This window comes from Amycolatopsis sp. CA-128772 (genome assembly GCF_002904295.1).
Classification (GTDB): Bacteria; Actinomycetota; Actinomycetes; order Mycobacteriales; family Pseudonocardiaceae; genus Amycolatopsis.
Window position 1 is genome coordinate 63,802 of the sequence record NZ_PPHG01000097.1, and the last position, 21,962, is coordinate 85,763.

20 protein-coding genes and 1 riboswitch are annotated in these 21,962 nt (G+C 71.6%); of the genes, 12 read left to right on the plus strand and 8 right to left on the minus strand.

Annotated elements, in window-relative coordinates:
- The first annotated feature begins 21 nt into the window (after positions 1 to 21).
- Positions 22 to 1,779, plus strand: a complete 1,758-nt coding sequence (locus C2L59_RS44035) for a serine/threonine-protein kinase (protein WP_103355721.1) — start codon at positions 22 to 24, stop codon at positions 1,777 to 1,779.
- 11 nt (positions 1,780 to 1,790) lie between these two features.
- Here the strand turns inward: C2L59_RS44035 and C2L59_RS44040 are convergent, their stop codons facing one another.
- Positions 1,791 to 2,366, minus strand: coding sequence for a class I SAM-dependent methyltransferase (locus C2L59_RS44040; RefSeq protein WP_103355529.1), 576 nt, complete (start codon positions 2,364 to 2,366; stop codon positions 1,791 to 1,793).
- Positions 2,367 to 2,448: 82 nt separating this feature from the next.
- Here C2L59_RS44040 and C2L59_RS44045 point away from each other — a divergent pair, with 82 nt between their 5' ends.
- On the plus strand, positions 2,449 to 3,162 hold the full coding sequence (locus C2L59_RS44045; RefSeq protein ID WP_103355530.1) for a helix-turn-helix domain-containing protein: 714 nt from the start codon (positions 2,449 to 2,451) through the stop codon (positions 3,160 to 3,162).
- Here the strand turns inward: C2L59_RS44045 and C2L59_RS44050 are convergent, their stop codons facing one another.
- Positions 3,163 to 4,731 carry a dolichyl-phosphate-mannose--protein mannosyltransferase gene (locus tag C2L59_RS44050; protein WP_103355531.1) on the minus strand — a complete coding sequence of 523 codons (1,569 nt, stop codon included), beginning with the start codon at positions 4,729 to 4,731 and terminating at the stop codon, positions 3,163 to 3,165.
- A gap of 67 nt (positions 4,732 to 4,798) precedes the next feature.
- Between C2L59_RS44050 and rsmI the strand changes: the two genes are divergently transcribed.
- The gene (gene rsmI / locus C2L59_RS44055) at positions 4,799 to 5,635 is read left to right on the plus strand and encodes a 16S rRNA (cytidine(1402)-2'-O)-methyltransferase (RefSeq protein ID WP_103355532.1); all 837 of its coding nucleotides are present in this window, start codon (positions 4,799 to 4,801) and stop codon (positions 5,633 to 5,635) included.
- Here the strand turns inward: rsmI and C2L59_RS44060 are convergent.
- Positions 5,628 to 6,161, minus strand: coding sequence for a QsdR family transcriptional regulator (locus C2L59_RS44060; RefSeq protein WP_103355533.1), 534 nt, complete (start codon positions 6,159 to 6,161; stop codon positions 5,628 to 5,630). The two genes, rsmI and C2L59_RS44060, sit on opposite strands and share 8 nt — an antisense overlap.
- A gap of 51 nt (positions 6,162 to 6,212) precedes the next feature.
- Here C2L59_RS44060 and C2L59_RS44065 point away from each other — a divergent pair, with 51 nt between their 5' ends.
- On the plus strand, positions 6,213 to 7,169 hold the full coding sequence (locus C2L59_RS44065) for a zinc-binding dehydrogenase (RefSeq protein ID WP_103355534.1): 957 nt from the start codon (positions 6,213 to 6,215) through the stop codon (positions 7,167 to 7,169).
- Here C2L59_RS44065 and C2L59_RS44070 read toward each other — a convergent pair.
- From C2L59_RS44070 to C2L59_RS44090, 5 genes are all read right to left on the minus strand, one after another.
- A complete protein-coding gene (locus tag C2L59_RS44070; protein ID WP_103355535.1) occupies positions 7,146 to 8,411 on the minus strand; it encodes an aminodeoxychorismate synthase component I in 1,266 nt (421 codons plus the stop codon). The genes C2L59_RS44065 and C2L59_RS44070 overlap by 24 nt on opposite strands.
- Positions 8,412 to 8,430: 19 nt before the next feature.
- Positions 8,431 to 9,045: a glycoside hydrolase family 25 protein gene (locus C2L59_RS44075; RefSeq protein ID WP_103355536.1), complete on the minus strand. Its 615-nt coding sequence runs from the start codon at positions 9,043 to 9,045 to the stop codon at positions 8,431 to 8,433.
- A 78-nt stretch (positions 9,046 to 9,123) separates the two neighbouring features.
- Positions 9,124 to 9,888 carry an ABC transporter permease gene (locus C2L59_RS44080; protein ID WP_103355537.1) on the minus strand — a complete coding sequence of 255 codons (765 nt, stop codon included), beginning with the start codon at positions 9,886 to 9,888 and terminating at the stop codon, positions 9,124 to 9,126.
- Positions 9,878 to 10,855, minus strand: coding sequence for an ATP-binding cassette domain-containing protein (locus C2L59_RS44085; RefSeq protein WP_103355538.1), 978 nt, complete (start codon positions 10,853 to 10,855; stop codon positions 9,878 to 9,880). The genes C2L59_RS44080 and C2L59_RS44085 overlap by 11 nt, the downstream gene beginning before the upstream one ends.
- 414 nt (positions 10,856 to 11,269) lie before the next feature.
- Complete coding sequence (locus C2L59_RS44090; RefSeq protein WP_103355539.1) at positions 11,270 to 11,869, minus strand: PadR family transcriptional regulator; 600 nt, start codon at positions 11,867 to 11,869, stop codon at positions 11,270 to 11,272.
- Positions 11,870 to 11,922: 53 nt separating this feature from the next.
- Here C2L59_RS44090 and metG point away from each other — a divergent pair, with 53 nt between their 5' ends.
- The 8 genes from metG to C2L59_RS44135 all read left to right on the plus strand — a co-directional run bounded on the left by metG (position 11,923) and on the right by C2L59_RS44135 (position 21,938).
- The gene (gene metG / locus C2L59_RS44095; RefSeq protein WP_199199725.1) at positions 11,923 to 13,719 is read left to right on the plus strand and encodes a methionine--tRNA ligase; all 1,797 of its coding nucleotides are present in this window, start codon (positions 11,923 to 11,925) and stop codon (positions 13,717 to 13,719) included.
- Positions 13,720 to 13,728: 9 nt separating this feature from the next.
- The gene (locus C2L59_RS44100) at positions 13,729 to 14,565 is read left to right on the plus strand and encodes a TatD family hydrolase (protein WP_103355541.1); all 837 of its coding nucleotides are present in this window, start codon (positions 13,729 to 13,731) and stop codon (positions 14,563 to 14,565) included.
- 209 nt (positions 14,566 to 14,774) lie between these two features.
- A complete protein-coding gene (locus C2L59_RS44105; RefSeq protein ID WP_103355542.1) occupies positions 14,775 to 16,199 on the plus strand; it encodes a resuscitation-promoting factor in 1,425 nt (474 codons plus the stop codon).
- Positions 16,200 to 16,325: 126 nt separating this feature from the next.
- The gene (gene rsmA, locus C2L59_RS44110; protein ID WP_103355543.1) at positions 16,326 to 17,162 is read left to right on the plus strand and encodes a 16S rRNA (adenine(1518)-N(6)/adenine(1519)-N(6))-dimethyltransferase RsmA; all 837 of its coding nucleotides are present in this window, start codon (positions 16,326 to 16,328) and stop codon (positions 17,160 to 17,162) included.
- 126 nt (positions 17,163 to 17,288) lie between these two features.
- Positions 17,289 to 17,379, plus strand: a riboswitch (SAM riboswitch).
- Positions 17,380 to 17,590: 211 nt separating this feature from the next.
- Positions 17,591 to 18,604, plus strand: coding sequence for a methionine ABC transporter ATP-binding protein (locus C2L59_RS44115; RefSeq protein ID WP_103355544.1), 1,014 nt, complete (start codon positions 17,591 to 17,593; stop codon positions 18,602 to 18,604).
- 197 nt (positions 18,605 to 18,801) lie between these two features.
- The gene (locus tag C2L59_RS44125; RefSeq protein WP_103355546.1) at positions 18,802 to 19,764 is read left to right on the plus strand and encodes a 4-(cytidine 5'-diphospho)-2-C-methyl-D-erythritol kinase; all 963 of its coding nucleotides are present in this window, start codon (positions 18,802 to 18,804) and stop codon (positions 19,762 to 19,764) included.
- Entirely contained in the window at positions 19,761 to 20,168 is a 408-nt protein-coding gene (locus C2L59_RS44130) for an ASCH domain-containing protein (protein WP_103355547.1), read from the plus strand. Before C2L59_RS44125 ends, C2L59_RS44130 begins: the two co-directional genes overlap by 4 nt.
- Before the next feature lie 3 nt (positions 20,169 to 20,171).
- Entirely contained in the window at positions 20,172 to 21,938 is a 1,767-nt protein-coding gene (locus C2L59_RS44135) for an ABC-F family ATP-binding cassette domain-containing protein (RefSeq protein ID WP_103355548.1), read from the plus strand.
- The last annotated feature ends 24 nt before the right edge of the window (positions 21,939 to 21,962 follow it).

A 21,962-nucleotide genomic window follows, 5' to 3' on the forward strand; every position in this document is an offset into this window, starting at 1 on the left:
GACAGTGAGGGGAGCCCGGCGGTGAACGGACTCGCGAGCGCGTTGCTCTCGCTAGCCCATTCCTTGTTCGGCCCGGGTTTCTGCCCCGGCGACTGGGTCTGGGCCACGAGTGCGGCCGGCGCGCTCGTCGCGCTGCTCCCGCCGATCGGCGCGCTGGCGGTGTCGATCATCCGGAAGGGCACCGGCAACCGCTACGACGCCACGACCTTGTCGGTGTTCGGCGCCATCGGCCTGTTCACCACGCTGGTCATGCCGTGGCTGCTGTCCATCGGCGTGTCGGGCGTCTTCCGCGCGGAGTGGGCCGGCGAGAAGTCGGGCCTGCCGCGCGCCGCCGCGTCGACGCTGGCCAGCGGGTCCTGCTGGGTCACCACCCAGAAGGAGTACCTGGGCGGCGGCCAGACCGTCTACGACGTGCTGGTGTCGCAGAGCGGCAAGGACATGCCGTTCTTCGTCTACCTGCTGGCCTTCGTCGTCCTGCCGGCCGGCTCGCTGCTGTTCGTCATGCTGCAGGGCCGCACGGCCTTCCGCCGCGGCCCGAAGTGGCCGTCGCGGTTCTTCTGGGTCCCGTTCGCGGCGATGATCGTGTTCAGCGTCGGCATGGAGGCGAACACCGCGCTGCACTTCTGGCTCGGGTTCCTGCCGTTCAGCGTGCTGGGCCTGATCCCGGTCGCGATGATCGGCCCGCCGCCGTGGTCGGTGATCAACCGGCCGGACGCGCCGCCGCGCCGCGAACCCGAGCCGCACCGGCCGCCGCCGCCGTCGCAGGTCCAGCCGCGGCCGACCCCGCCGCCTCCGCCGCCGCCGATCAACAAGCCGTACCCGAAGACGGCGCTGGCCTCGGCACCCGAGCCGCCGTCGCCGCCGCTCGGTGCGCTCGCCGCGGCACCGGGCCCGATTCCGCCGCCGCCCGGCTCCCGCAACGCCGGCGGCAGCCGTTACCGGCGCGTCAAGCAGCTCGGCGCGGGTGGGTTCGGCACGGTCTGGCAGGCCGTCGACACCCAGCTGAACCGCACGGTCGCGCTGAAGATCGCGCACGCCCCGGACCGCGACACCGCCGAGCGCATGCAGCGCGAGGCCCGCGCGCTGGCCGTGGTCAGCCACCCGAACTGCGTCAAGGTGTACGACCTGGCCGAGGAGCCGGACGGCCTCGCGCTGGTGATGGAGTACCTCGAGGGCCGGCCGCTGGCCGAGCTGGTCGACGGGCAGGGCCCGCTGGACGACGTCGCCGCGGGCCGCCTGTGGGCGACGATGGCGGGCGCGCTCGCCGCGGCGCACGAGAAGGGCGTCCTGCACCGCGACATCAAGCCGTCGAACATCGTCCTCGACCCGAGCGGCCTGGCCCACCTGATCGACTTCGGCATCGCCCGCAGCCAGGGCGATTCGAAGATGACGGCCACCGGGATGATGATCGGCACGCCCGACTTCGTCGCCCCGGAGCAGGCAATGGGCGCAACGGCGTCCCCGGCGTCCGACGCATGGCAGCTGGCGGCGACGATCAGCTACGCGCTGTCCGGCCAGCCGCCGCGAGGAACGCGCGAGACGCCGATGGCGGCGTTGATGGCCGCGGCTCGGGCGGAGCCGGTGTCGCGGCTGCCCCAGCGCAGCGCCCACGCGCGGCTGCTGGCGGCGTCCCTGGACCCCGAGCCACGCCGCCGCCCGACGCTGAACGCGGTGCGCCGCGAGGTCGAGGGCTGGCTGTCACGGGCAGGCAAGTCCGCGGACGGCCCGGTGACCCGGGTGGTGCCCCGCCAGCCGGGCAGCCAGCTGCCCCGGCGCTGACCCTCGTTCACTCACGATCGCGGGGGCTTGACCGCCGAGAAGGCCACCAGCTCCTTCGGCCGGACGTCGACCTCGACCTGCTCGAAGCCCGCCTTCTCCAGCCGTGCCGGGAGGGTGACCGCGTCGAGGACGTTCATCGTGTCGCCGATGTGCTTGAGGCGGAAGCGGAAGTTGAGCTGGGCGTCGAAGCCGCAGTATGTTCCGCCCGGGCGCAGGACGCGGGCGGCCTCCGCGAAGATCGCGTCCTGCAGCCGTGCCGTCGGTACGTGGTGCAGCATCGTGAAGCAGGTGACGGCGGAAAAGCGGCCGTCCTCGAACGGCATCTCCGCGCCGCTGCCCTCGACGACCTCGGCGCGGTTGCCGAACTTCGCCCGCAGCAGCTCGGTCGACGCGGGGTCGATCTCCAGGACCGTCAGCTTCGGCACGACGTCCAGCAGCACCTTCGTGGTGGCGCCGAAGCCGGGGCCGATCTCGAGGACGTCGTCACCCAGCCCGAACCGGGCCAGCCAGGGGGTCAGCCGTTCTTCGATCCGGTGCGCCCACTTCGCGGAGCTGCAGATCCTGCGGTGGATGAGGTTCATCGGCATGGCTCCGACGGTAGGGAGCCGGCGCGGTGACCGGTAGCCGATATGCTGCCAACCGATGTCGCGAAACAGTCAACTCGGGGCCATGCTGCTCGGCGCGTTCGACGTGCCCGCCGGCACCTGGTTCCCGTGGCACGAGCACCCCGCCCATCAGCTGGTCTGGTCGGCCCGCGGGGTCGTCGCGGTCAAGGCCGGCGACGCGGGCTGGGTGCTGCCGCCGACGCGTGCGCTCTGGATGCCGGCCGGCGTCCGGCACCGCACCGGCGCGCTCGGGCGGGCGCAGCTGCGCGGCATCTACGCCGATCCGGCGCAGTCCCCGGTGTCGTGGCCGCAGCCGCGGATGGTCGTCGTCCGGCCGCTGCTGCGCGAGCTGCTGGAGTACCTGACCGCCGAGGGCGTCTCGCCGCCGGCGCGGCTGCGGGCCGAGGCGGTGGCCTTCGACCTGCTCGAACCGCTGGACGTGGTGCCGATCGTGGTGCCGTCGCCGTCGGACCCGCGCGCGCTCGACGTGGCCACGGCCGTGCTCGCGAACCCGGCGGACCCGCGGACCCTCGCCGAGTTCGGACGGGCCGTCGGCGCCGCGGAACGGACGCTGGCGCGGATCTTCGTCCGCGAGTGCCGGATGCCGTTCGGGACCTGGCGCACCCAGGCGCGGCTGCGTGCCGCGCTGCCGCTGCTGGCCGAGGCCACGCCGCTGGAGACGGTGGCCTACCGCGTCGGGTACAGCTCGGCGAGCGCGTTCGTGGCCGCGTTCCGGCGGGCCGTCGGTGTCACGCCGGGGGCGTACTTCGCGGGCTGACTAGCGCCAGGACGGCAGCCAGCGCTCGGCCTCCCACTGGCCGCTGGTGATCGCGATGCCGTTCAGGATCGGCCACAGCCAGGCGAAGTTCGCCACCACCAGCCCGACGTACAGCGACACGACGAGCAGACCGGTGCCGCGTCGTTCGAACCCGCGCCGGGCGCCGCCGAGGATCTGGCCCAGGCACAGCGTCAGCCCGAGCACCAGGAACGCGGCCAGCGGGGTCGCGTAGAAGAAGTACATCTGGCGGTCGATGTTGGTGAACCAGAAGACGTATCCGCCGAGGTAGCCGACCAGCACGGCCGCGTAGCGCCAGTCCGCGCGGAAGATCGAGCGCCACGCCGCCCAGCCGAGCATCGGGATGGCCAGCCACCACATCGCCGGCGTGCCGATCAGCATCGTCGCGCTGATGCAGCGGGCCTCGCCGCAGCCGGTGACTTCGCCGTTGTAGCTGTAAAGCATCGGGCGCAGGCCCATCGGCCACGTCCACGGCTTCGACTCCCACGGGTGCGGGTTGTCCTTGGGCGTGACCAGGGTTTCGTGGAAGTGCAGGACGTTCGCGGTGTAGTCGCCGAGCGAGCGCAACGCCGGCGGCATCCACGACCAGAAGCCCGGCGCGATGTCCTTGATCTCGGTGTAGTGCCGGTCGGTGGCGGTTTCGCTGGCGAACCAGGCCCAGTACGCGGCGAAGTACATCAGGAACGGGATGAGCAGGATCGCCCACAGCGCGGGCAGCACGTCCCGGCGGATCGTGCCCAGCCACGGCCGTTCGACGCCGGCCGCGCGCCGCGCCGCGACGTCGAACCCGACGCAGAGCAGCCCGAACGCGACGATGTAGTACAGCGCCGACCACTTGACGCCGAAGGTGAGCCCGATCATCAGCCCGGTCGCGAACCGCCACCAGCGGAAGCCGAGCTTGGGGCCCCAGACGGACTCGTTGACCCAGCCTTCGCGGACCGCCGTCGCGAGCCGCTCGCGCACCTGGTCGCGGTCGGCGAGCAGGCAGGCGAACGCGGCCAGGACGAACAGCGCGATGAAGATGTCGAGCATGCCCATCCGCGACTGCAGGTGCAGCACGCCGTCGCTGATCACCAGGACGCCGGCGATGGCGCCGAGCAGCGTCGAGCGGGTGAGCCGGCGGGCGATCCGGACGACCAGCAGCACCATCAGCGTGCCGGCCAGCGCGGGCATGATCCGCCAGCCCCAGCCGTTGTAGCCGAACAGCCATTCGCCGATCGCGATCAGCTGCTTCGCCAGCGGCGGGTGGACGACCAGCTCGTAGCCGTAGTTGTCCTCGTAGCCGCCGTTGCGCAGCACCTGCCAGGCCTGCGGCACGTAGTGCTTCTCGTCGAAGACCGGGCTGCCCTTGTCGGTCGGCACGCCGAGGTTCTGCAGCCGGACGATGCCGCCGAGCACGGTCAGCACCAGGGTGACGACCCAGCCGCGCAGCCGGTCCGCCGGCATACCTCGGCCGAGCAGGGTCAGTTCGCGGTCGGTGGGCGGCCGGAGCGCCTCGACCGGGTCCGGCCGGACGCTTTCGTCGTCGGGACGGGTCAGCACGGCGGTCACGGGGCGATCCTACGGGCGAGGCGGGGCGTACGTCGTCCGGATCCGCTGATCAGCCTAGGCTGACGGGGTGACTTCGGGCCGCCTGATCCTCGCCGCCACCCCGCTCGGCGACGTCCGCGACGCTTCCCCGCGCCTGGCCACGGCTCTGGCCGAGGCGGACGTCATCGCGGCCGAGGACACCCGGCGGCTGCGCTCCCTGGCGTCGGCGCTGGAGGTGACCCCGCGCGGCCGGGTGGTGAGCTTCTACGAGGACGTCGAGTCGGCGCGCCTGCCGAAGCTGCTGGAGGCGTTGCACGCGGGCGAGTCGGTGGTCCTGGTGACGGACGCGGGCATGCCGAGCGTGTCCGACCCGGGCTTCCGCCTGGTGGCGGCGTGCGTTGCCGAGTCGCTGCCGGTGACGTGCCTTCCGGGCCCGTCGGCGGTGACGACGGCGCTCGCGCTGTCCGGGCTGCCGTGTGACCGGTTCTGCTTCGAGGGGTTCGCGCCCCGCAAGCCGGGCGAGCGGACCAGGTGGCTGACGGCGTTGCGCGACGAGCCGCGGACGGCGGTGTTCTTCGAATCTCCGCACCGGCTGGGGTCCCTCCTGGCGGACGCGGTGTCGGTGCTGGGTGGGTCGCGGCAGGCCGCGGTGTGCCGGGAGCTGACGAAGACGTACGAAGAGGTGAAGCGGGGTCCTCTCGCGGAGCTGGCCGCGTGGGCCGCGGAAGGCGTCCGCGGCGAGATCACGGTGGTGCTGGCGGGGGCGGCGCCGCGGGCGGTTTCGGTGGCGGACCTGGTGGACGAGGTCGCGGCGCGGGTCGCGTCGGGGGAGCGGCTGAAGTCGGCGGCGGCGGAGGTCGCCGAGGCGGCCGGGGTGTCCAAGAAGGAGCTTTACGACGCCGTGCTGGCGGCGCGGGTCAAGTGAGCAGCGCCGTGACCGCGGCGTGCGCCTTCGCCGCGTCCGGGGCGTCTCCGGTGATCACGTCCGTGTACACGAACGACTCGCCGATCCGCACCAGCAGGTAGGCCAGGTCCGGCACCGGCAGGGGCGGGACCAGCCGCCCGGCCTCGACCTCGCCTTCCAGCAGCGTCACCAGCTTCTCCGTCGTCCGCTGCTGGCACACGCTCGCCTTCGTCGTCAGCAGCCGCAACGCGCGTTCCGGCTCACGGCGGAGGAAGTCGCGGAACGGCGGTGAGTCGTTCGCCAGGCGGACGTACCCGCTCACGAAGTCCGCCACCCCCGCCGCGCCGCGGCCGACGCACGCCGGCCAGAGCCGGGCGATCGAGGCCGCGGACAGCGACCACAGGATCTCGCCCAGCAGGCGGTCGCGGCTGCCGATGCGGCGGTGCAGCGTCGCCCGGCTGATCGACAGCCGCTGGGCCAGCTCGCCCATGTCCAGCCGGCGGCCGGACAGGAACCACTCACGGGCCACCTCGAACTCCTGAGACATATGCCAGAATGTCTCACAACCACTGGGCTGTTGACGGAGAGGGAACGCGACATGCGCGCAGTGCAGGTGACCGAGTTCGGCGGACCCGAGGTGCTCACCCCCGTCGAGCTGCCCGACCCGGTGGCCGGGCCCGGCGAGGTCCTCATCGACGTCGACCGCATCGGCGTCAACTACGCCGACACCCACCAGGCCGAGAACAGCTACCTCGCGCCGTCGCAGCTGCCGCTCGTCCCCGGTGGCGAAGTCGTGGGCACCCAGGACGGCAAGCGTGTCGTCGCCCTGCTCAACGGCGGCGGCGGGTACGCCGAGAAGGCCGTCGCCCCGGCGGCCACGACCTTCCCGCTGCCCGACGGCATCGACGACCTGACCGCGCTGTCCATGCTGGTCCAGGGCACCACCGCCTGGGTGCTGCTCCGGCGCAACGCGCACCTGGCCGCGGGCGAGTCGGTCGTCGTGCACGCGGCCGCCGGCGGGGTCGGGACCGTCGCCGTGCAGCTGGCCAAGGCGTGGGGCGCCGGCCGCGTCATCGCCACCGCGAGCAGCGAAGACAAGCGCGCCCTCGCCCTCGAACTCGGCGCGGACGTCGCGATCGACTCGCGCTCCGAAGACATGACGGCCGCGCTGATCGAGGCGAACGAAGGCCGCCGCGTCGACGTCGTCCTCGACATGGTCGGCGGCACGACGACCGACCAGAGCATCGCCGCCCTCGCCCCGTTCGGCCGCCTGGCGTTCTACGGCATGGCGGGCCGCGAAAGCCCGAAGCCGGTGGAGCTGCGCAACATCCTCGGCCACAGCACGACGATCAGCGGGATGTGGCTGCCGCACGTGTTCCGCCTGCCGGGCAACGTCTTCGGGACCGCGCTCACCGAGCTGTTCGACCTGGTGCAGAACGGCAAGCTGAAGGCGATCGCCGGCGGCGAGTACGCCCTGTCGGACGCCCGGGGCGCGCACGAGGCCCTGCGCTCCCGCAAGACGGCCGGCAAGCTACTGCTCGACCCCGGGAAGTAGCGGGTTCGCCAGGAGGTGTTCCAGGGGTGCCGCCTTGTGGAGGCACTCCTGCCACTCCGCCTCCGGGTCCGAATCCGCCGTGATGCCGCCGCCGACGCCCAGGGCGATCGTGCCGCCGGTGATCTCGAACGTGCGGATCGCGACGTTCAGCTCCAGGCCCGCCAGCGGCGAGACCAACCCGATCGCGCCCGTGTAGACCCCGCGGCCGCGGGGTTCCAGTGCGGCGATCAGGTCCAGGGCCCGGATCTTCGGCGCGCCCGTCACCGAGCCCGGCGGGAACGTCGCCGCCAGCAGGGATGCGTCCGAAACGGACGGGCGCAGCACGCCGGTCACCGTCGAGTCCAGGTGCCACACCCCCGGCGCCGGGCGCACCCGCAGCAGGGACGGCACCGTCACCGAACCCACCTCGCAGACCCGGCCGAGGTCGTTGCGCACCAGGTCGGTGATCATCACGTTCTCCGCCACGTCCTTCGCGGACTGACGCAGCCGCACGGCGTTCCCGTCGTCCGACGGCCCGCGCCGCGGCAGGGTCCCCTTGATCGGCGTCGACCGCACCGCGCGCCCGTGTCGCGCCAGGAACAGTTCCGGCGAAAACGACACCACCGAACCCCACGCGCCGGACAGGAAAGCCGCCCGGCGCGGCGACAACGACGAAACCCCGGCCGAAAACAGCGCGGCCGGGGAGCCGGAGAACGAACCCGTGAATCGCGAGCAGATGTTGGCCTGGAACAGCTCCCCGGCCTCGATCGCGTGCACGCACGCCTTCACGGCGTCCCGGTGCTCCGACGGCAGCGGTCGCCGCAACGGCCCCGCCGACCACGAACCGGCCGGAACGTCGGCGGCCAGCAGGGATTCCATTCTGGACACCGAAGGGCCGCCACCGTCCAGGGATTCCAGGTAGCAGGTGCCCGAGGCGGACCAGCGCAACACGTGGTCCGCCCAGCCCCACGCCGACGCGGGCAGTGCGCCGGTGCGGCCCGACGGGTCCGCCGAGTCGTACGCCAGGTAGCCGAACCAGCCGCCGCCGATCACCTCGGGTGCGGCGTCGGCCGCCGGCGGGAAGGAAGGCAGCGCGGACGGGGCCACGGCAAGGGATGGCGCGATCACCGCCCGCGCGGAAAACCAGTCACCGGACAGCATGGCGGGCGGCGGGAGGCCGCGTGACCCGGCGTGGTGGGCGAGTACCGAGAAGGCGTGCGACGGCGTCACGTCCGTCCGGAGTGGCCTGCTCGTCACGCGCATGGCGACATACCACCACACGTCAGAGCAGCAGGTCTCCCAATGTGAACGGGTACACGACGGCGTTCTGCTCCACCGGCCCGGCGATGCCGGGGACGTCCGGGGTGTACGCGTGCTGGTGCACGCCGAGCCGGGAGTGGAACCAGCCCGGCCGGCCGGGGATGCCGTTGTGCCGGATCAGCCACAGCACGACCTCGCTGTCGGCCCAGCGGTCCGGGTGCAGCCGGTGCGCCCAGCAGTCGTGGTCGGCGTAGACCAGCACCCGCTCGATGCGCGCCGCGTGCCGGACGTGCTTGATCCACGCCTTGACGAACCGGTCGTCGACGCTCGGCGCCGCCACCTCGAGCGCCGGCGCGAGCGACCCGGGGGCGAACGCGCCGAGCCGGCTGGCCGTCCGCACGAAGAAGTCCGCCTGGTCGTGCACCGCGCCGGGCCGCGCGTAGTGCCGGCCGCCGGCGTGCAGCCCGGCCTCCTGCGCGCCGGCCAGGTTGCGCTCGGCCGCGGAGTTGCTCCAGTTGACGTTCTCGCTGATCGTCACCGACACGAACCGGGCCTGCGCGGCGCGCACGGCCTGCCAGTCCGCCACGCGCTCGCGGTGCGACAGCGAGATGCCGAGTTCACTCTCCGGCTCTGTCACGGTCCGCCCCCGGCGCGTCGGTGGAGAGCACACCATACGTCGCCGGAGACGGACCCGCAGTGACAACACACTGGTTGATCAGGCGTTTTCGCGCTGGAACGTCCGTGTTCCCCACCACACGGACACCACGGCCATCACCAGCACCACGACACTGCCCGTGAACAGGGCGTCCATGGTGAAGTCGCCGCGGAAGGTGTTCCGCTCGACGTCGACGACGTGCCGGAACGGGTTGATCTGGGAGATCCGGTACAGCCACGCCGGGGCGGCCCCGGACGTGATCGGCAGCAGGATCCCCGAGAGCAGCAGCAGCGGGATGAGCACCGCGTTGAGCAGGGCCGGGAACGTCTCCTCGCTCTTCAGCGTCAACGCCAGCGCGTACGAACACGACGCCAGCGACACCGCCAGCAGGAACACGATGACCAGGCTCAGCAGGACGCCGCCGACCGGTGCGTCCAGGTCGAAGGCCAGGTAGGCCAGCGCGATGATCAGCAGGGCCTGGACCACCGCCTGCAACGCGCTGGCCAGCACCTTGCCCAGCAGCAGCGCCACCCGGCTGACCGGCGTCACCCGGAACCGCTCGACGACGCCGGAGCGGTACTCCGCCAGCAGCCCGAAGCCGACGAACGAGCTGCCGAACAGCGCCAGCTGGGCGATCAGCGCCGGGGTGAGCAGCATCCAGCCGTCCACTTCGGACAGGCCCTGGGCCTGCACGGCCCGGACCATCAGCGGGCCGAACAGGAACAGGTACAGCAGCGGCTGCATGATCCCGATCAGCACCCAGGTCGGGTTGCGCAGCGCCGCGGTCATCTCGCGGCGGAAGATCAGCCAGGTGTCACGCAGCACGGCCGGCCTCCTCCGCTTCCCGCAGGGAACGCCCGGTGAGGGTCAGGAAAACGTCGTCGAGCGTGGGCCGGTGCACCTGGACCGACAGCATCGGGATGTTCTTCGCGTCCAGCGCCCGCAGCAGCTCCGGTAGCGCGACGTCGCCGCGCGGTACCCGGAACCGGACCTCCCCGCCTTCGACGGACAGCTCCTGGGCGCCCGTCAGCCGCCCGGCGATTTCGGCGGCGTCCGTGCCCTGCTCCGGGGCGACCCCCACCTCGACGCGGTCGCCGTTGACCCGCGCCTTCAGCGCGTCCGGCGTGCCCTCGGCGACGATCCGGCCGTCGTCGATGACGATCAGCCGGTCCGACAGCGCGTCGGCCTCGTCCAGGTAGTGGGTGGTGAGGAAGACCGTGACGCCCTGCTCGGCGCGCAGCCGGCGGATGTGCTCCCACAGGTTGGCGCGGCTCTGCGGGTCGAGGCCGGTCGACGGCTCGTCGAGGAACACCAGGCCGGGCGCGTGGATCAGCCCGAGCGCGATGTCGAGCCGCCGCCGCTGCCCGCCCGACAGCGTCTTGGTCAGCCGCTGGTCCAGCCCGGTCAGGTCGAGCTGTTCGGCGAGTTCCGCGCCGCGCGCGATCGCGTCGGCCTTGCTCATCCGGTAGAGCCGGCCCTGCAGCTCCAGTTCGTCGGCGACCTTGCTTTCGGGCGCGGTGCCGCCGCCCTGGGCGACGTAGCCGATGCGCTCCCGCACCCCCAGCGGGTCGGCCAGCAGGTCGCGGCCGCCGACGGTCGCGGTGCCCGCGGTCGGCTCAAGCAGCGTGGTCAGCATGCGCAGCGTGGTCGTCTTCCCGGCGCCGTTGGGCCCGAGGAAGCCGACCAGCTCGCCCGCTTCGACGTCGAGGTCGACGCCCTTCACCGCGTGTACTTCGCCACCGGAGCGGCCCTTGCGGCGGAACCGCCGCTCGAGACCGCGTGCCGTGATCATGAGATCCCCTCTCGGAAGGTAGTCAAGCTTGACTAGCTGAGGCGCACACTGTGCCCGAGCAGGATGCGCTAGTCAAACTTGATTACTGGCCCTCGCGAACTTTTCCGCCCGGAACGCCGGCTTTCCGGGTGACGCGCATGACGTGAGGCAGGGGGACGCGGTGGGCGGCGAACGGGGCGACGGGCTGCTGGTGGTGCGCTGCCAGCTCGGGAGCGGGCGGCGTTCCATCAGCTGGGGCAGCGCCGGCACGACCCGCTGTGGCGCTACGTGCGCGGCATGGCGGGCTCCCCGGACGTGGCGGACGACCTCGCCCAGGAAGCGTGGGTCGCCCTCCGCGACAGCACCGCCTGACCCGGCCGGACACCGGACCCCGGCGCGCACTGAGCCCGATCGAGGTGCGCTGGTCGAGCTTGCTCACCGAGCCGGCGGCTCGCCGAAGGCGGTCCCGGACTCGCCCGCCATCACGTAGTCCCCGGCCTCGAGCCGGGCGATCAGGCGTTCCAGCCAGGCGTGGCTCGCGTCGGTGATCCCGCCCCACAGCCGGTACAGCTCGCCGACGTGTTCCGGCGTGCCCAGCCCCATGTTCACCTTGAGCTCTTCGAGCATCAGCTCCGCCTGCTGCTGCTCGGCCTCCAGGTGCACCAGCCGGTGCCGGAGCAGGTTGATCACGCGGGCCCGGGGGAGCGTGGTCATCAGCGAGATCGCGGCCGACAGGTCGGGGTGGTTGAGCTGGGGGTCGGACAGCGCCTTCGAAAGCAGGACCTGGTACTCCTGCTCGCCCTCGCCGGTCAGCCGGTAGGCCACCCGGTCCGGGCCGCCTTCGCCGGGCTCGACGTCGACCTGCTCCAGCAGGTCTTCGGCGGTCATCTTCTTCAGCGCGTGGTAGATCGACCCGGGCTGGACGTTCGCCCACTTGTCCGCCGACCAGGTCAGCAGCTCGCGGCGCACCTGGTAGCCGTGCGCGCGGCCGTACATCCGCACCACCCCGAGCACGAGCAGCCGTGTCGCCGACAACCGGGGCCTCCCTCCCGACAAAGCGCGTGACGCCCTCCGTAGGCTAATAAGGTATGAGCACCCCTGTGTTGACCGCGGTGGCCTGGCCCTACGCCAACGGCCCCCGCCACATCGGCCACGTGTCCGGATTCGGCGTCCCGTCCGACGTCTTCTCCCGCTACCAGCGAATGGCCGGCAACCGGGTGCTCATGGTCTCCGGAACCGACGAACACGGCACCCCGATCACCGTCCAGGCGGACAACGAGAACTCGACCCCGCAGGAGACGGCGGACAAGTACACCCGCCAGATCGGCAACGACCTGCAGGGCCTGGGGCTGTCCTACGACCTGTTCACCCGGACCTCGACCGGCAACCACGCCGAGGTGACGCAGCAGATCTTCCTGGCGCTGCACCGCAACGGCTACGTCGTGCCGAAGACGACCCGGGGTGCGATCAGCCCGTCCACCGGCCGCACGCTGCCCGACCGCTACGTCGAGGGCACCTGCCCGATCTGCGGGTACGACGGCGCGCGCGGCGACCAGTGCGACAACTGCGGCAACCAGCTCGACGCCGCGGAGCTGATCAACCCGAAGTCGCGGATCAACGGCGAGACGCCGAAGTTCGTCGAGACCGAGCACTACTTCCTCGACCTGCCGGCGTTCACCAAAACCCTCGGCGACTGGCTGGGCACCAAGAACGACTGGCGCCCGAACGTCCTCAACTTCACCAAGAACCTGATCGACGACATGCGGCCCCGGCCGATCACCCGCGACCTCGACTGGGGCGTCAAGATCCCCCTCGACGGCTGGCGCGACCAGCCGCTGAAGCGGTTCTACGTCTGGTTCGACGCGGTGATCGGGTACTTCTCGGCCAGCGTCGAGTGGGCCCGCCGGTCCGGCAACCCGGACGCGTGGCAGGAGTGGTGGAACAACGCCGACGCCCGGTCGTACTACTTCATGGGCAAGGACAACATCACCTTCCACGCCCAGATCTGGCCCGCCCTGCTGTTCGGCCACAACGGCGAAGGCGACAAGGGCGGCGAGCCGGGCAAGTACGGCAAGCTGCACCTGCCGGACGAGATCGTCTCCAGCGAGTTCCTCACCATGAGCGGCTCGAAGTTCTCGACCTCGCGCGGGCGCGTGATCTACGTCGAGGACTTCCTGCGCGACTTCGGCCCGGACACGCTGCGGTACTTCATCTCGGTCGCCGGCCCGGAGACCCAGGACACCGACTTCACCTGGGACGAGTTCGTCCGCCGGACCAACTTCGAGCTGGCCAACGAGTGGGGCAACCTGGTCAACCGGTCCATCTCGATGGCGCACAAGAACGTCGGCGCGATCCCGCGCCCGGAGGCGCCGACGGCGGCCGACGAGGACCTGAAGGCGTTGTCGCGCAAGGCGTTCGACACCGCGGGGGCGCACCTGGCCCGGTCCCGGTTCAAGCTGGCGGCGGCCGAGGCGATGAAGGTCGTCACCGCGGCGAACAAGTACCTCTCCGACCAGGAGCCGTGGAAGCTCAAGGACGACCCCACGCGGCGCGACACCGTGCTGCACACCGCGCTGCAGGTCGTCAGCGACGCCAACACGCTGCTGACGCCGTTCCTGCCGCACTCGGCGCAGAAGGTGCACGAGGCCCTCGGCGGCACCGGCGTCTGGGCCGCCCAGCCGGAGCTCGAAGAGGTCGACGACCTCGACATCGAGGGCCGGGTCAACCCGATCCTCACCGGCGACTATGCGGGCGAGCAGGCGAAGTGGGAGTCGAAGCCGATCGAGGTCGGCACGCCCCTGCAGAAGCCGTCGCCGCTGTTCACCAAGCTCGACCCGGCCCTCGGCGAGACCGGCCCGGAGTGGGCACCGATCAGCAAGGAGTAGGAAGTACGCATGGGTGATCAGAAGCGCGAGCTGCCGCCGGTCCCGGACCGGCTCCCGGTGTCGGTGGTGGACGCGCACACCCATCTCGACGCGTGCGGCGCGGTCACCGCGGCCGATGTCACGGCCATGGTCGACCGCGCCGAGCGCGCCGGCGTCGCGCGCGTCGTCACGGTCGCCGACGACCTCGCCTCGGCCCGCTGGGCCGCGGAGGCCACCACCTGGGACCGCCGGGTCTGGGCCGCCGTCGCGATCCACCCGACCCGGACCAAGGAGTTCGGCGAGGCGGAGAAGGCCGAGGTGGAGCGGCTGGCCGGGCACGAGCGCGTGGTCGCCGTCGGCGAGACCGGCCTCGACTACTACTGGGACTACTCGCCGCACGACGCCCAGCAGGAGGCGTTCCGCTGGCACATCGGCCTCGCCAAGCGGCTGGGCAAGCCGCTGATGATCCACGACCGCGAGGCTCACGACGACGTGCTGCGCATCCTGGCCGAAGAGGGTGCGCCGGATGCCGTAATTTTCCATTGTTTTTCCGGAGACGCGGAAATGGCCCGCAAGTGCGTCGACGCGGGATATGTCCTTTCCTTCGCGGGCACCGTGACGTTCAAGAACGCCAAGGGCCTCCACGAGGCGGCCCGGCTCTGCCCGCCCGGGCAGTACCTCGTCGAGACCGACGCGCCGTTTCTGACCCCCCACCCGTTCCGTGGGCGGCCGAACGAGCCGTTCGGCGCCGCCTACACCGTGCGTCACCTTGCGGCGCTCAGGGGCGAAGCTGTCCACGAAGTCGCCGAATCGGTCCGGACCACGGCCGAACGGGTGTACCGACTCCCCAGCGTCACATCGGGTTGAACGCATTGCGACATCAGGGTTTCCCGCTCGGCCACCTGATGTAGTGACCCAGATCACGACACTCCGGGGGGTGTTTGCGCAACCCGCCGCAACCCGTTACTGTCCCGTGATCGTGCCGGTCGGACCTGCGTTCAGCAGTTGCCGATCGTCACGCCCAGTCGTAGAGACGGCGCCCCCGACCGTCGTCTCGTGAAAGGGAACGATCCCCGGTGACAGGTAGCAGACAGGCTGGAGCGCGCTCCGCCGTCCTCGAACGCAGTCATTTCGAGGACACGGCATACGGCCAGCTCGACTTCTCCGACGACCCGAACATCACGCAGCAGGACATCCTCGCCGCGCTCGGCCCCGATGCCGACGCGATGATGGCCGAGATGGACGTCGACGTCGACGAGCTGATCCGGCTGATCAACGCCGAGACGACGTACCTGCCGCCGATCGTCATCCCGGACGGCCTCGAGGAGGACCGCACCGCTTCCCCCGAAGCGCGCCGTGCGGCTCTGGACGAGGGGCTCCGCCAGACGACCAAGGTCTGGAAGCGCCGGTTCCTCAAGGGCGCCGTCCTCAGCGTGATGATCAGCGTCGCCGGTGGCGGCGCGGCTGCGCTGGCGATGAACAAGAGCATCACCGTCGACGTCGACGGCCACCAGCAGACCGTGCACTCCTTCGGCGACACCGTCGGCGAGGTGCTCGAGGACGCGGGCCTGTCGGTCGGCGCGCACGACTCGCTCTCCCCCTCCCCGCAGGCGGAGGTCGGCGACGGCGGCGTCATCAAGCTCGAGCGCGGCCGCCAGCTCAAGATGGTCGTCGACGGCGCGGAGCACACCTCCTGGGTGCGCGCGACCCACCTCGGCGACGCGCTGGGCCAGCTCGGCATGACCGGGCTGGACAAGCCCGGCACGTGGATGTCGATGCCGAAGGACGGCGAGCTGCCCCTGCAGGGCGCCACCGTCGAGATCAAGACCCTGAAGAACATCACCCTGTTCGACGGCGCCAACGCGCCGAAGCAGGTGAAGACGACGGCCGTCACCACGAAGGAGTTCCTGGGCGAGTACAAGCTCTCCCTGGGCCCGGAGGACGCCGCCGAGGGTGGTCTGGACGTCAAGCTGACCGACGGCGCCGAGGTCCACATCAGCCGCACCGGCGTCTCGACGGTCACGCAGAAGGAGACCATCGCCCCGCCCGAGCAGCGCGTCGACGACCCGGACCTGGACAAGGGCAAGACCAGCGTCGAGGACCCGGGCGCGCCCGGCGAGAAGATGGTGACCTACAAGGTCACGCAGAAGAACGGCAAGGAGGTCGCTCGCGAGAGCGTCTCCGAGCAGGTCATCACCCAGCCCAAGCCGAAGATCATCCACGTCGGCACGAAGAAGGCCCCGACCCCGGCGATCGGCGACGGCTCCGCGTGGGACCGCATCGCGCAGTGCGAGTCGGGCGGCAACTGGGCCATCAACACCGGCAACACGTACTACGGCGGCCTCCAGTTCGACAAGCGCACGTGGGACGCCTACGGCGGCGACCAGTACGCGGCGTATCCGCACCAGGCTTCGCGTGAGCAGCAGATCGCGGTCGCGGAGAAGGTCCGCGACGCCCGCGGTGGGTACAGCGCCTGGCCGGTCTGCGGCAAGAAGGCCTGACAGCTCTCCCGAACCGGCCCCCGTCCCACGTGGACAGGGGCCGGTTCGCGTGCCCCGAACCGACCCTCCGGGTACGCGAACCGACCGTCCAGGTGCGCGAACCGACCGCCTGGGTACGCTCATCCGGTGGTTGAACTGCTGGGACCGGCCGAAATCCGCGGGCTGGCGGCCGAACTCGACGTGCGGCCGACCAAGAAGCTCGGGCAGAACTTCGTGCACGATCCCAACACGGTCCGCCGGATCGTCGAACTCGCCGGGATCACGCCCGGCGACGTCGTCCTCGAGGTCGGGCCCGGGCTCGGGTCGCTGACCCTCGGGCTGCTCGCCACCGGCGCGCGGGTCGTCGCCGTCGAGATCGACCCCAAGCTCGCCGAGCGGCTGCCGAAGACCGTCGCCGAACGCGGGCCCGAAGTGGCCGGGAACCTCACCGTCGTCGGAGCCGACGCCCTGCGCGTCACGCGCGAGGAGCTGGGCGAGCCGACCGCGCTGGTCGCCAACCTGCCGTACAACGTCGCCGTGCCGGTCGTGCTGCACCTGCTGGCCGAGGTGCCCTCGCTCCGGACGGGCCTCGTCATGGTCCAGACCGAGGTGGCCGACCGGATGGCCGCCGGCCCGGGCAGCCGGATCTACGGCGTCCCGAGCGTCAAGCTCGCCTGGTACGGCCCGGCACGCAAGGTCGCCGCCGTGCCACGCTCGGTGTTCTGGCCGGTGCCGAACGTCGATTCCGCGCTCGTCGCGTTCGAACGCGCCGGCACGACGGCGTCCGACGACCGGGACCGGCTCTTCGGGCTGGTGGACGCCGCGTTCTCACAACGCAGGAAGACCCTTCGCGCCGCGCTTGCCGGCTGGGCCGGCTCGGCCGAGCGGGCCGGCGAACTGCTGGCCGCCGCCGGGATCGACCCCCGGACCCGCGGTGAGCAGCTCGGCGTGCACGACTTCGCCCGGCTCGCGGCCGTGCGCTGAGAACTCCACAGTGGAGGCGTGAAAATTCCCCCGCTCCGCCCGTGATCCCGCGATCCGGACACCGCCACTCGTGTGATCTGGGCCAACGGGCTTGCGCTCGCTCCTCGGGATCGGTTTTACTCAGTACGTCCATCCCGAGCGACTGAGAGACCTGGCTCGCCGAAGTCGCAGCAACCACCCTCCACAGGGCAGGTGCTACCGCCAGGACCGATGGAGGCCGTTTTCGATGAAGAGGGTAGCCCGCCCCCTGCTCCTGACCAGGCGTCGCGTCGTCGACGAAGGCCGCCGCTCCGTGACCGCATGTCGGCGCTCCAGCTGAGCTAGCCCCTGCCGGTTCACCCTTCTTCACGCACCGTCCACAACGGACGGACCTTCGCCTGCGGCCGGGCGCGCCCACGAGCGGCGGCGCCCCGTTTTCTGGAGCCTTCGTGATCACCGTCGAAAACCTGTCCAAATCCTTTGCTGCCAACGGAAACTCGGTCCTCGCCCTGCGGGACGTGAGCGTCGACGTCCAGGCCGGTTCGCTGTTCGGCGTGGTCGGCCCCGCCGGTTCGGGCAAGTCCGTCCTGGCTCGTTGCATCGCGCTGCAGGAGCGCCCCGACCGCGGTGTCGTCCGGCTCGACGGCCTCAACACGGGCACCCTCGACGGCCGCCGCCTCCGCGAAATCCGCCGTCAGCTCGGCGTCGTGTCCACGAAGCCGGAGCTGATCGCCGAACGCACCATCGCCGGCAACATCGCTTCCCCGCTCGAGCAGCTCGGCGTCGACGGCCCGCAGCGCCGCAGCCGGGTCGGCTCGCTGCTCGACCTCGTCGGCCTGACCCCGCGCGCCGCGCAGCGGCCCGGTGAGCTGTCCGCCGGTCAGCTCCGCCGCGTCGCGGTGGCGAAGGCCCTGGCGGCGGCCCCCGCGGTGCTGCTCGCCGACGACCCGACCGCCGGCATCGACCCGGAGGAGGCCGGCGCGGTGCTCACCGTCCTCGACCGGGCCCGGTCCGAGCTCGGCGTCACGGTCGTCGTCACGACGCCGGACGCGGGCGTGGTCCGCCGGGTCTGCGACGACGTCGCGGTGCTGGAGGACGGCACGATCATCGAGCGCGGCACGGTCCTCGACCTCATCTCCGATCCCACGAGCCGCACGGCGCAGGCGCTGCTGCCGGCCATCGAGACGACCCGCGCGCAGGTGGCGCGCTACGACCGCTCGGCCGACGTCGTGCTGGTCGGCTTCGCCTCGGTCGGTGCGCTGCTGCCCGAGGCTGCGGGCCGGTTCGACGTCGAGTTCGCCACCATCGGCGGCGGCCTGACCCGCATCGGCGACACCCCGGTCGGCCGCTTCCGCCTCGGCGTCCGCGGCGAGCGGGCCGACGCGGCGCTGGCCTGGGTCGCCGAGCGCGGCGGCCACGTCACGCACACCGCGCGCGGCCCGCAGGGTGTCGCGGCTGCCTGATCCCGGCTGCCTGATCCGTAGCCCCAAGCGCCCCAATGTGGCGTTGGGTGCGCTGGACGCACCGAACGCCACATTGGGTGCGCTGGACGCACCGAACGCCGCGTTGGGTGCGTTGGATGCACCGAACGCCGCGTTGGGTGCGTCAGATGCACCCAACGCCACATTGGGGTGTTTTGGCGGGCACGTAGGCTGGTCGGGTGCTCGCCGTAGTTCCGCCCCCAGTCACCGTCCGGGTCCCGGCCAAGGTCAACCTGCACCTTTCGGTCGATGACCTGCGTGAAGACGGTTTCCACGAGCTGGTGACCGTGTTCCAGGCGCTGTCGCTGACCGACGAGGTGACCGTCGCGGTCACCGAAGAGCCCGGCATCGAGGTCTACGGCGAGGGGGAGGGCTCGGTCCCGACCGGCCCGGAAAACCTGGCCTGGCGGGCCGTCGAAGCGCTGGCCGCGCACGTCGGGCGCGCCGGCGAGCCGAAGGTGCGGGTGGTGCTGCGCAAGGGCATCCCGGTCGCCGGCGGCATGGCGGGCGGCAGCGCCGACGCGGCGGCGACGCTGGTCGGGCTGGCGAGCCTGTGGAACCTCGACGTCACCCGCGACGAGCTGGCCGAAATCGCCGCCGGCCTGGGCAGCGACGTCCCGTTCGCGCTCTACGGCGGCACCGCGCTGGGCACCGGCCGCGGCGAGCAGCTGGTCCCGGTGCTGTCGCGGCACACGTTCCACTGGGTGCTGGCCTTCGCCGCCGAAGGGCTGTCGACGCCGAAGGTGTTCGGCGAACTGGACCGCCTGCGCGCGGCGGGCAACCCGCCCCGGATCGGCTCGCACACGCCGGTCGTCGAGGCGCTGGCCTCCGGCGACCCGCGCCAGCTGGCCCTGCTGCTGGGCAACGACCTGCAGGCGGCGGCGGTCTCGCTGCGGCCCGACCTGCGCCGCACGCTCCGCGCGGGCGTCAACGCGGGCGCGCTCGCGGGCACGGTGTCCGGCTCCGGCCCGACGTGCGCGTTCCTCTGCGAGAACGGGCAGTCGGCGGTGGAGGTCGCGGCCGAGCTGTCGGGCGCGGGCGTCTGCCGGACGGTCCGCGTGGCCCACGGCCCGGTCCCCGGCGCCCGCGTCGTCGGCGGCGACGACGCACCCCGCCCGGCGTCCCCGCGGGTGCACGCATGAAGCACGCCGAGTTCGCGTTCCCCGGCCCGCTGCGCGACAAGCTGGTCGCGGCGATCCTGCGCGGGGAAAAGACGTCGACCACCGGCCTGGTCGCCGAATACGAGAAGTACGGCGAAGAACTGCCCGTCGCCGGCGAGCGCGAGCTGATGATCGACTCGGCGGGCGAAGGGGTCGCGGTGCTCGAAACCACCGACGTGCGCGTCCTGCCGCTGTCCGAAGTGGACTTGCAGCACGCGCTCGACGAGGGCGAGGGCTTCACGAGCGTCGCCGAATGGCGCGCCGACCACACGGACTACTGGCAGAGCACGGAAATGCGCGCAGCCATGGAAGATCCGGAATTCACCGTGGACGACACGACCATGGTCGTGGCGACCCGGTTCGTCATCGTAGAGAGGATCGGCTGAGCAGTGGCCAACCTGGTCAACCTGGAGTCGGTGAGCAAGTCCTACGGGGTTCGCCCGCTGCTGGACGGCGTGTCGCTGGGTGTCGCGGCCGGACAGCGCATCGGCGTCGTCGGCCTCAACGGTGGCGGCAAGACCACCCTGCTGGAAGTCCTTTCCGGACTCGCCGAGCCGGATTCCGGGCGGGTCAGCCACGTCGGCGGCCTGCGGATGGCCGTGGTCACCCAGCGGACCGAGCTCCCGGACGGCAGCACGGTCGGCGAGGTCGTGCTCGAACGCTACGGCGCCGAGCACGAATGGGCCGCCGACGCGCGCGTCCGGTCTATTGTGGACGGTTTGGGCATCACGGCGATCGGGCTCGACACGCCCACCGCGAACCTCTCCGGCGGGGAGCGGCGCCGAGTTTCGCTGGCCGCTGCGCTGACCGGGGAGCTCGACCTCGTCGTGCTCGACGAACCGACCAACCACCTGGACGTCGAAGGCGTCCAGTGGCTCGCCGACCACTTGCTCACCCGCCGGATCGCGGTCGTGGTCGTCACGCACGACCGGTGGTTCCTCGACACCGTCGCCACCCTGACGTGGGAGGTCGCGAACGGCCGCGTCGAGCAGTACGAAGGTGGTTACGCCGACTGGATCTTCGCCCGCGCCGAGCGCGCGCGGCTGGCGGCGACGGCCGAGGAGAAGCGGCAGAACCTGGCCCGCAAGGAGCTGGCGTGGCTGCGCCGCGGCCCGCAGGCGCGGTCGTCGAAGCCGCGTTACCGCATCGAGGCGGCGGAAGCGCTGATCGCCGACGTCCCGCCGCCGCGCGATTCCGTCGAGCTGCAGGCGTTCGCCAAGCGGCGGCTCGGGAAGACCGTGCTGGAGCTGGAAGACACGACGTACCAGGTGGGCGAGCGGACGCTGCTCGACCACGTCACCTGGCGGATCGGGCCGGGCGACCGGATCGGACTGGTCGGCGTGAACGGCTCGGGCAAGACGTCGCTGCTCAAGCTGCTCGGTGGGGACGTCGAGGGCTCGACCGGCCGGCGCGTCGAAGGCAAGACGGTCGCGCTCGCGCACTTGCGCCAAGAGCTCGACGACCTGCCCGGCGACCTGCGCGTGCTGCAGGCGATCGAGCAGGTGGCCGGGCGCGTGGTGTTCGGCAAGCAGGAGATGACCGCCTCCCAGCTGGGCGAGAAGCTCGGTTTCCCGCAGGCGCGCCAGTGGACGCCGGTCGGGGACCTATCGGGTGGCGAGCGCCGCCGGCTGCAGCTGTGCCGGCTGCTGATGGCCGAGCCGAACGTGCTGCTGCTCGACGAACCGACGAACGACCTGGACATCGACACGCTCCAGCAGCTGGAGGACCTCCTCGACGGCTGGCCGGGCACGATGGTCGTGGTCTCGCACGACCGCTACCTGGTGGAGCGCGTCTGCGACACGATCGTCGCGCTGTTCGGCGACGGCCACATCACGCACCTGCCCGGCGGCATCGAGGAGTACCTGAACCGCCGCGCGCTCGCCAAGGAACCGGCGCCCGCGGCGGCCCCGACGGCGGCCAAGACCGAGGCGAAGAAGTCGGCGGCGGACCTGCGGGCGGCGCAGAAGGAGCTGGGGCGCCTGGAGCGCAAGCTCGACCAGCTGCACGCCAAGGAGGAGAAGCTGCACGGAGCCTTGCTGGCGGCGGCGACGGAACCGGCGAAGCTGATGGAGCTGAACGCGGAGCTGAAGGGCGTCCAGGGCGAGATCGAAGACGTCGAAGGACGCTGGCTGGAGACGTCCGAACTGCTGGAGTGACACAGCTCCCAGTAATGTCTGCAC

What these genes read in the sequence shown, in the direction of transcription:
- C2L59_RS44040 (WP_103355529.1), bottom strand. Translation starts at nt 2,366, where the DNA reads ATGCCGATGAACCTCATCCACCGCAGGATCTGCAGCTCCGCGAAGTGG.
- C2L59_RS44045 (WP_103355530.1), top strand. Translation starts at nt 2,449, where the DNA reads ATGCTGCTCGGCGCGTTCGACGTGCCCGCCGGCACCTGGTTCCCGTGG.
- C2L59_RS44060 (WP_103355533.1), bottom strand. Translation starts at nt 6,161, where the DNA reads ATGTCTCAGGAGTTCGAGGTGGCCCGTGAGTGGTTCCTGTCCGGCCGC.
- C2L59_RS44065 (WP_103355534.1), top strand. Translation starts at nt 6,213, where the DNA reads ATGCGCGCAGTGCAGGTGACCGAGTTCGGCGGACCCGAGGTGCTCACC.
- C2L59_RS44070 (WP_103355535.1), bottom strand. Translation starts at nt 8,411, where the DNA reads ATGCGCGTGACGAGCAGGCCACTCCGGACGGACGTGACGCCGTCGCAC.
- C2L59_RS44085 (WP_103355538.1), bottom strand. Translation starts at nt 10,855, where the DNA reads ATGATCACGGCACGCGGTCTCGAGCGGCGGTTCCGCCGCAAGGGCCGC.
- metG (WP_199199725.1), top strand. Translation starts at nt 11,923, where the DNA reads ATGAGCACCCCTGTGTTGACCGCGGTGGCCTGGCCCTACGCCAACGGC.
- C2L59_RS44100 (WP_103355541.1), top strand. Translation starts at nt 13,729, where the DNA reads ATGGGTGATCAGAAGCGCGAGCTGCCGCCGGTCCCGGACCGGCTCCCG.
- C2L59_RS44130 (WP_103355547.1), top strand. Translation starts at nt 19,761, where the DNA reads ATGAAGCACGCCGAGTTCGCGTTCCCCGGCCCGCTGCGCGACAAGCTG.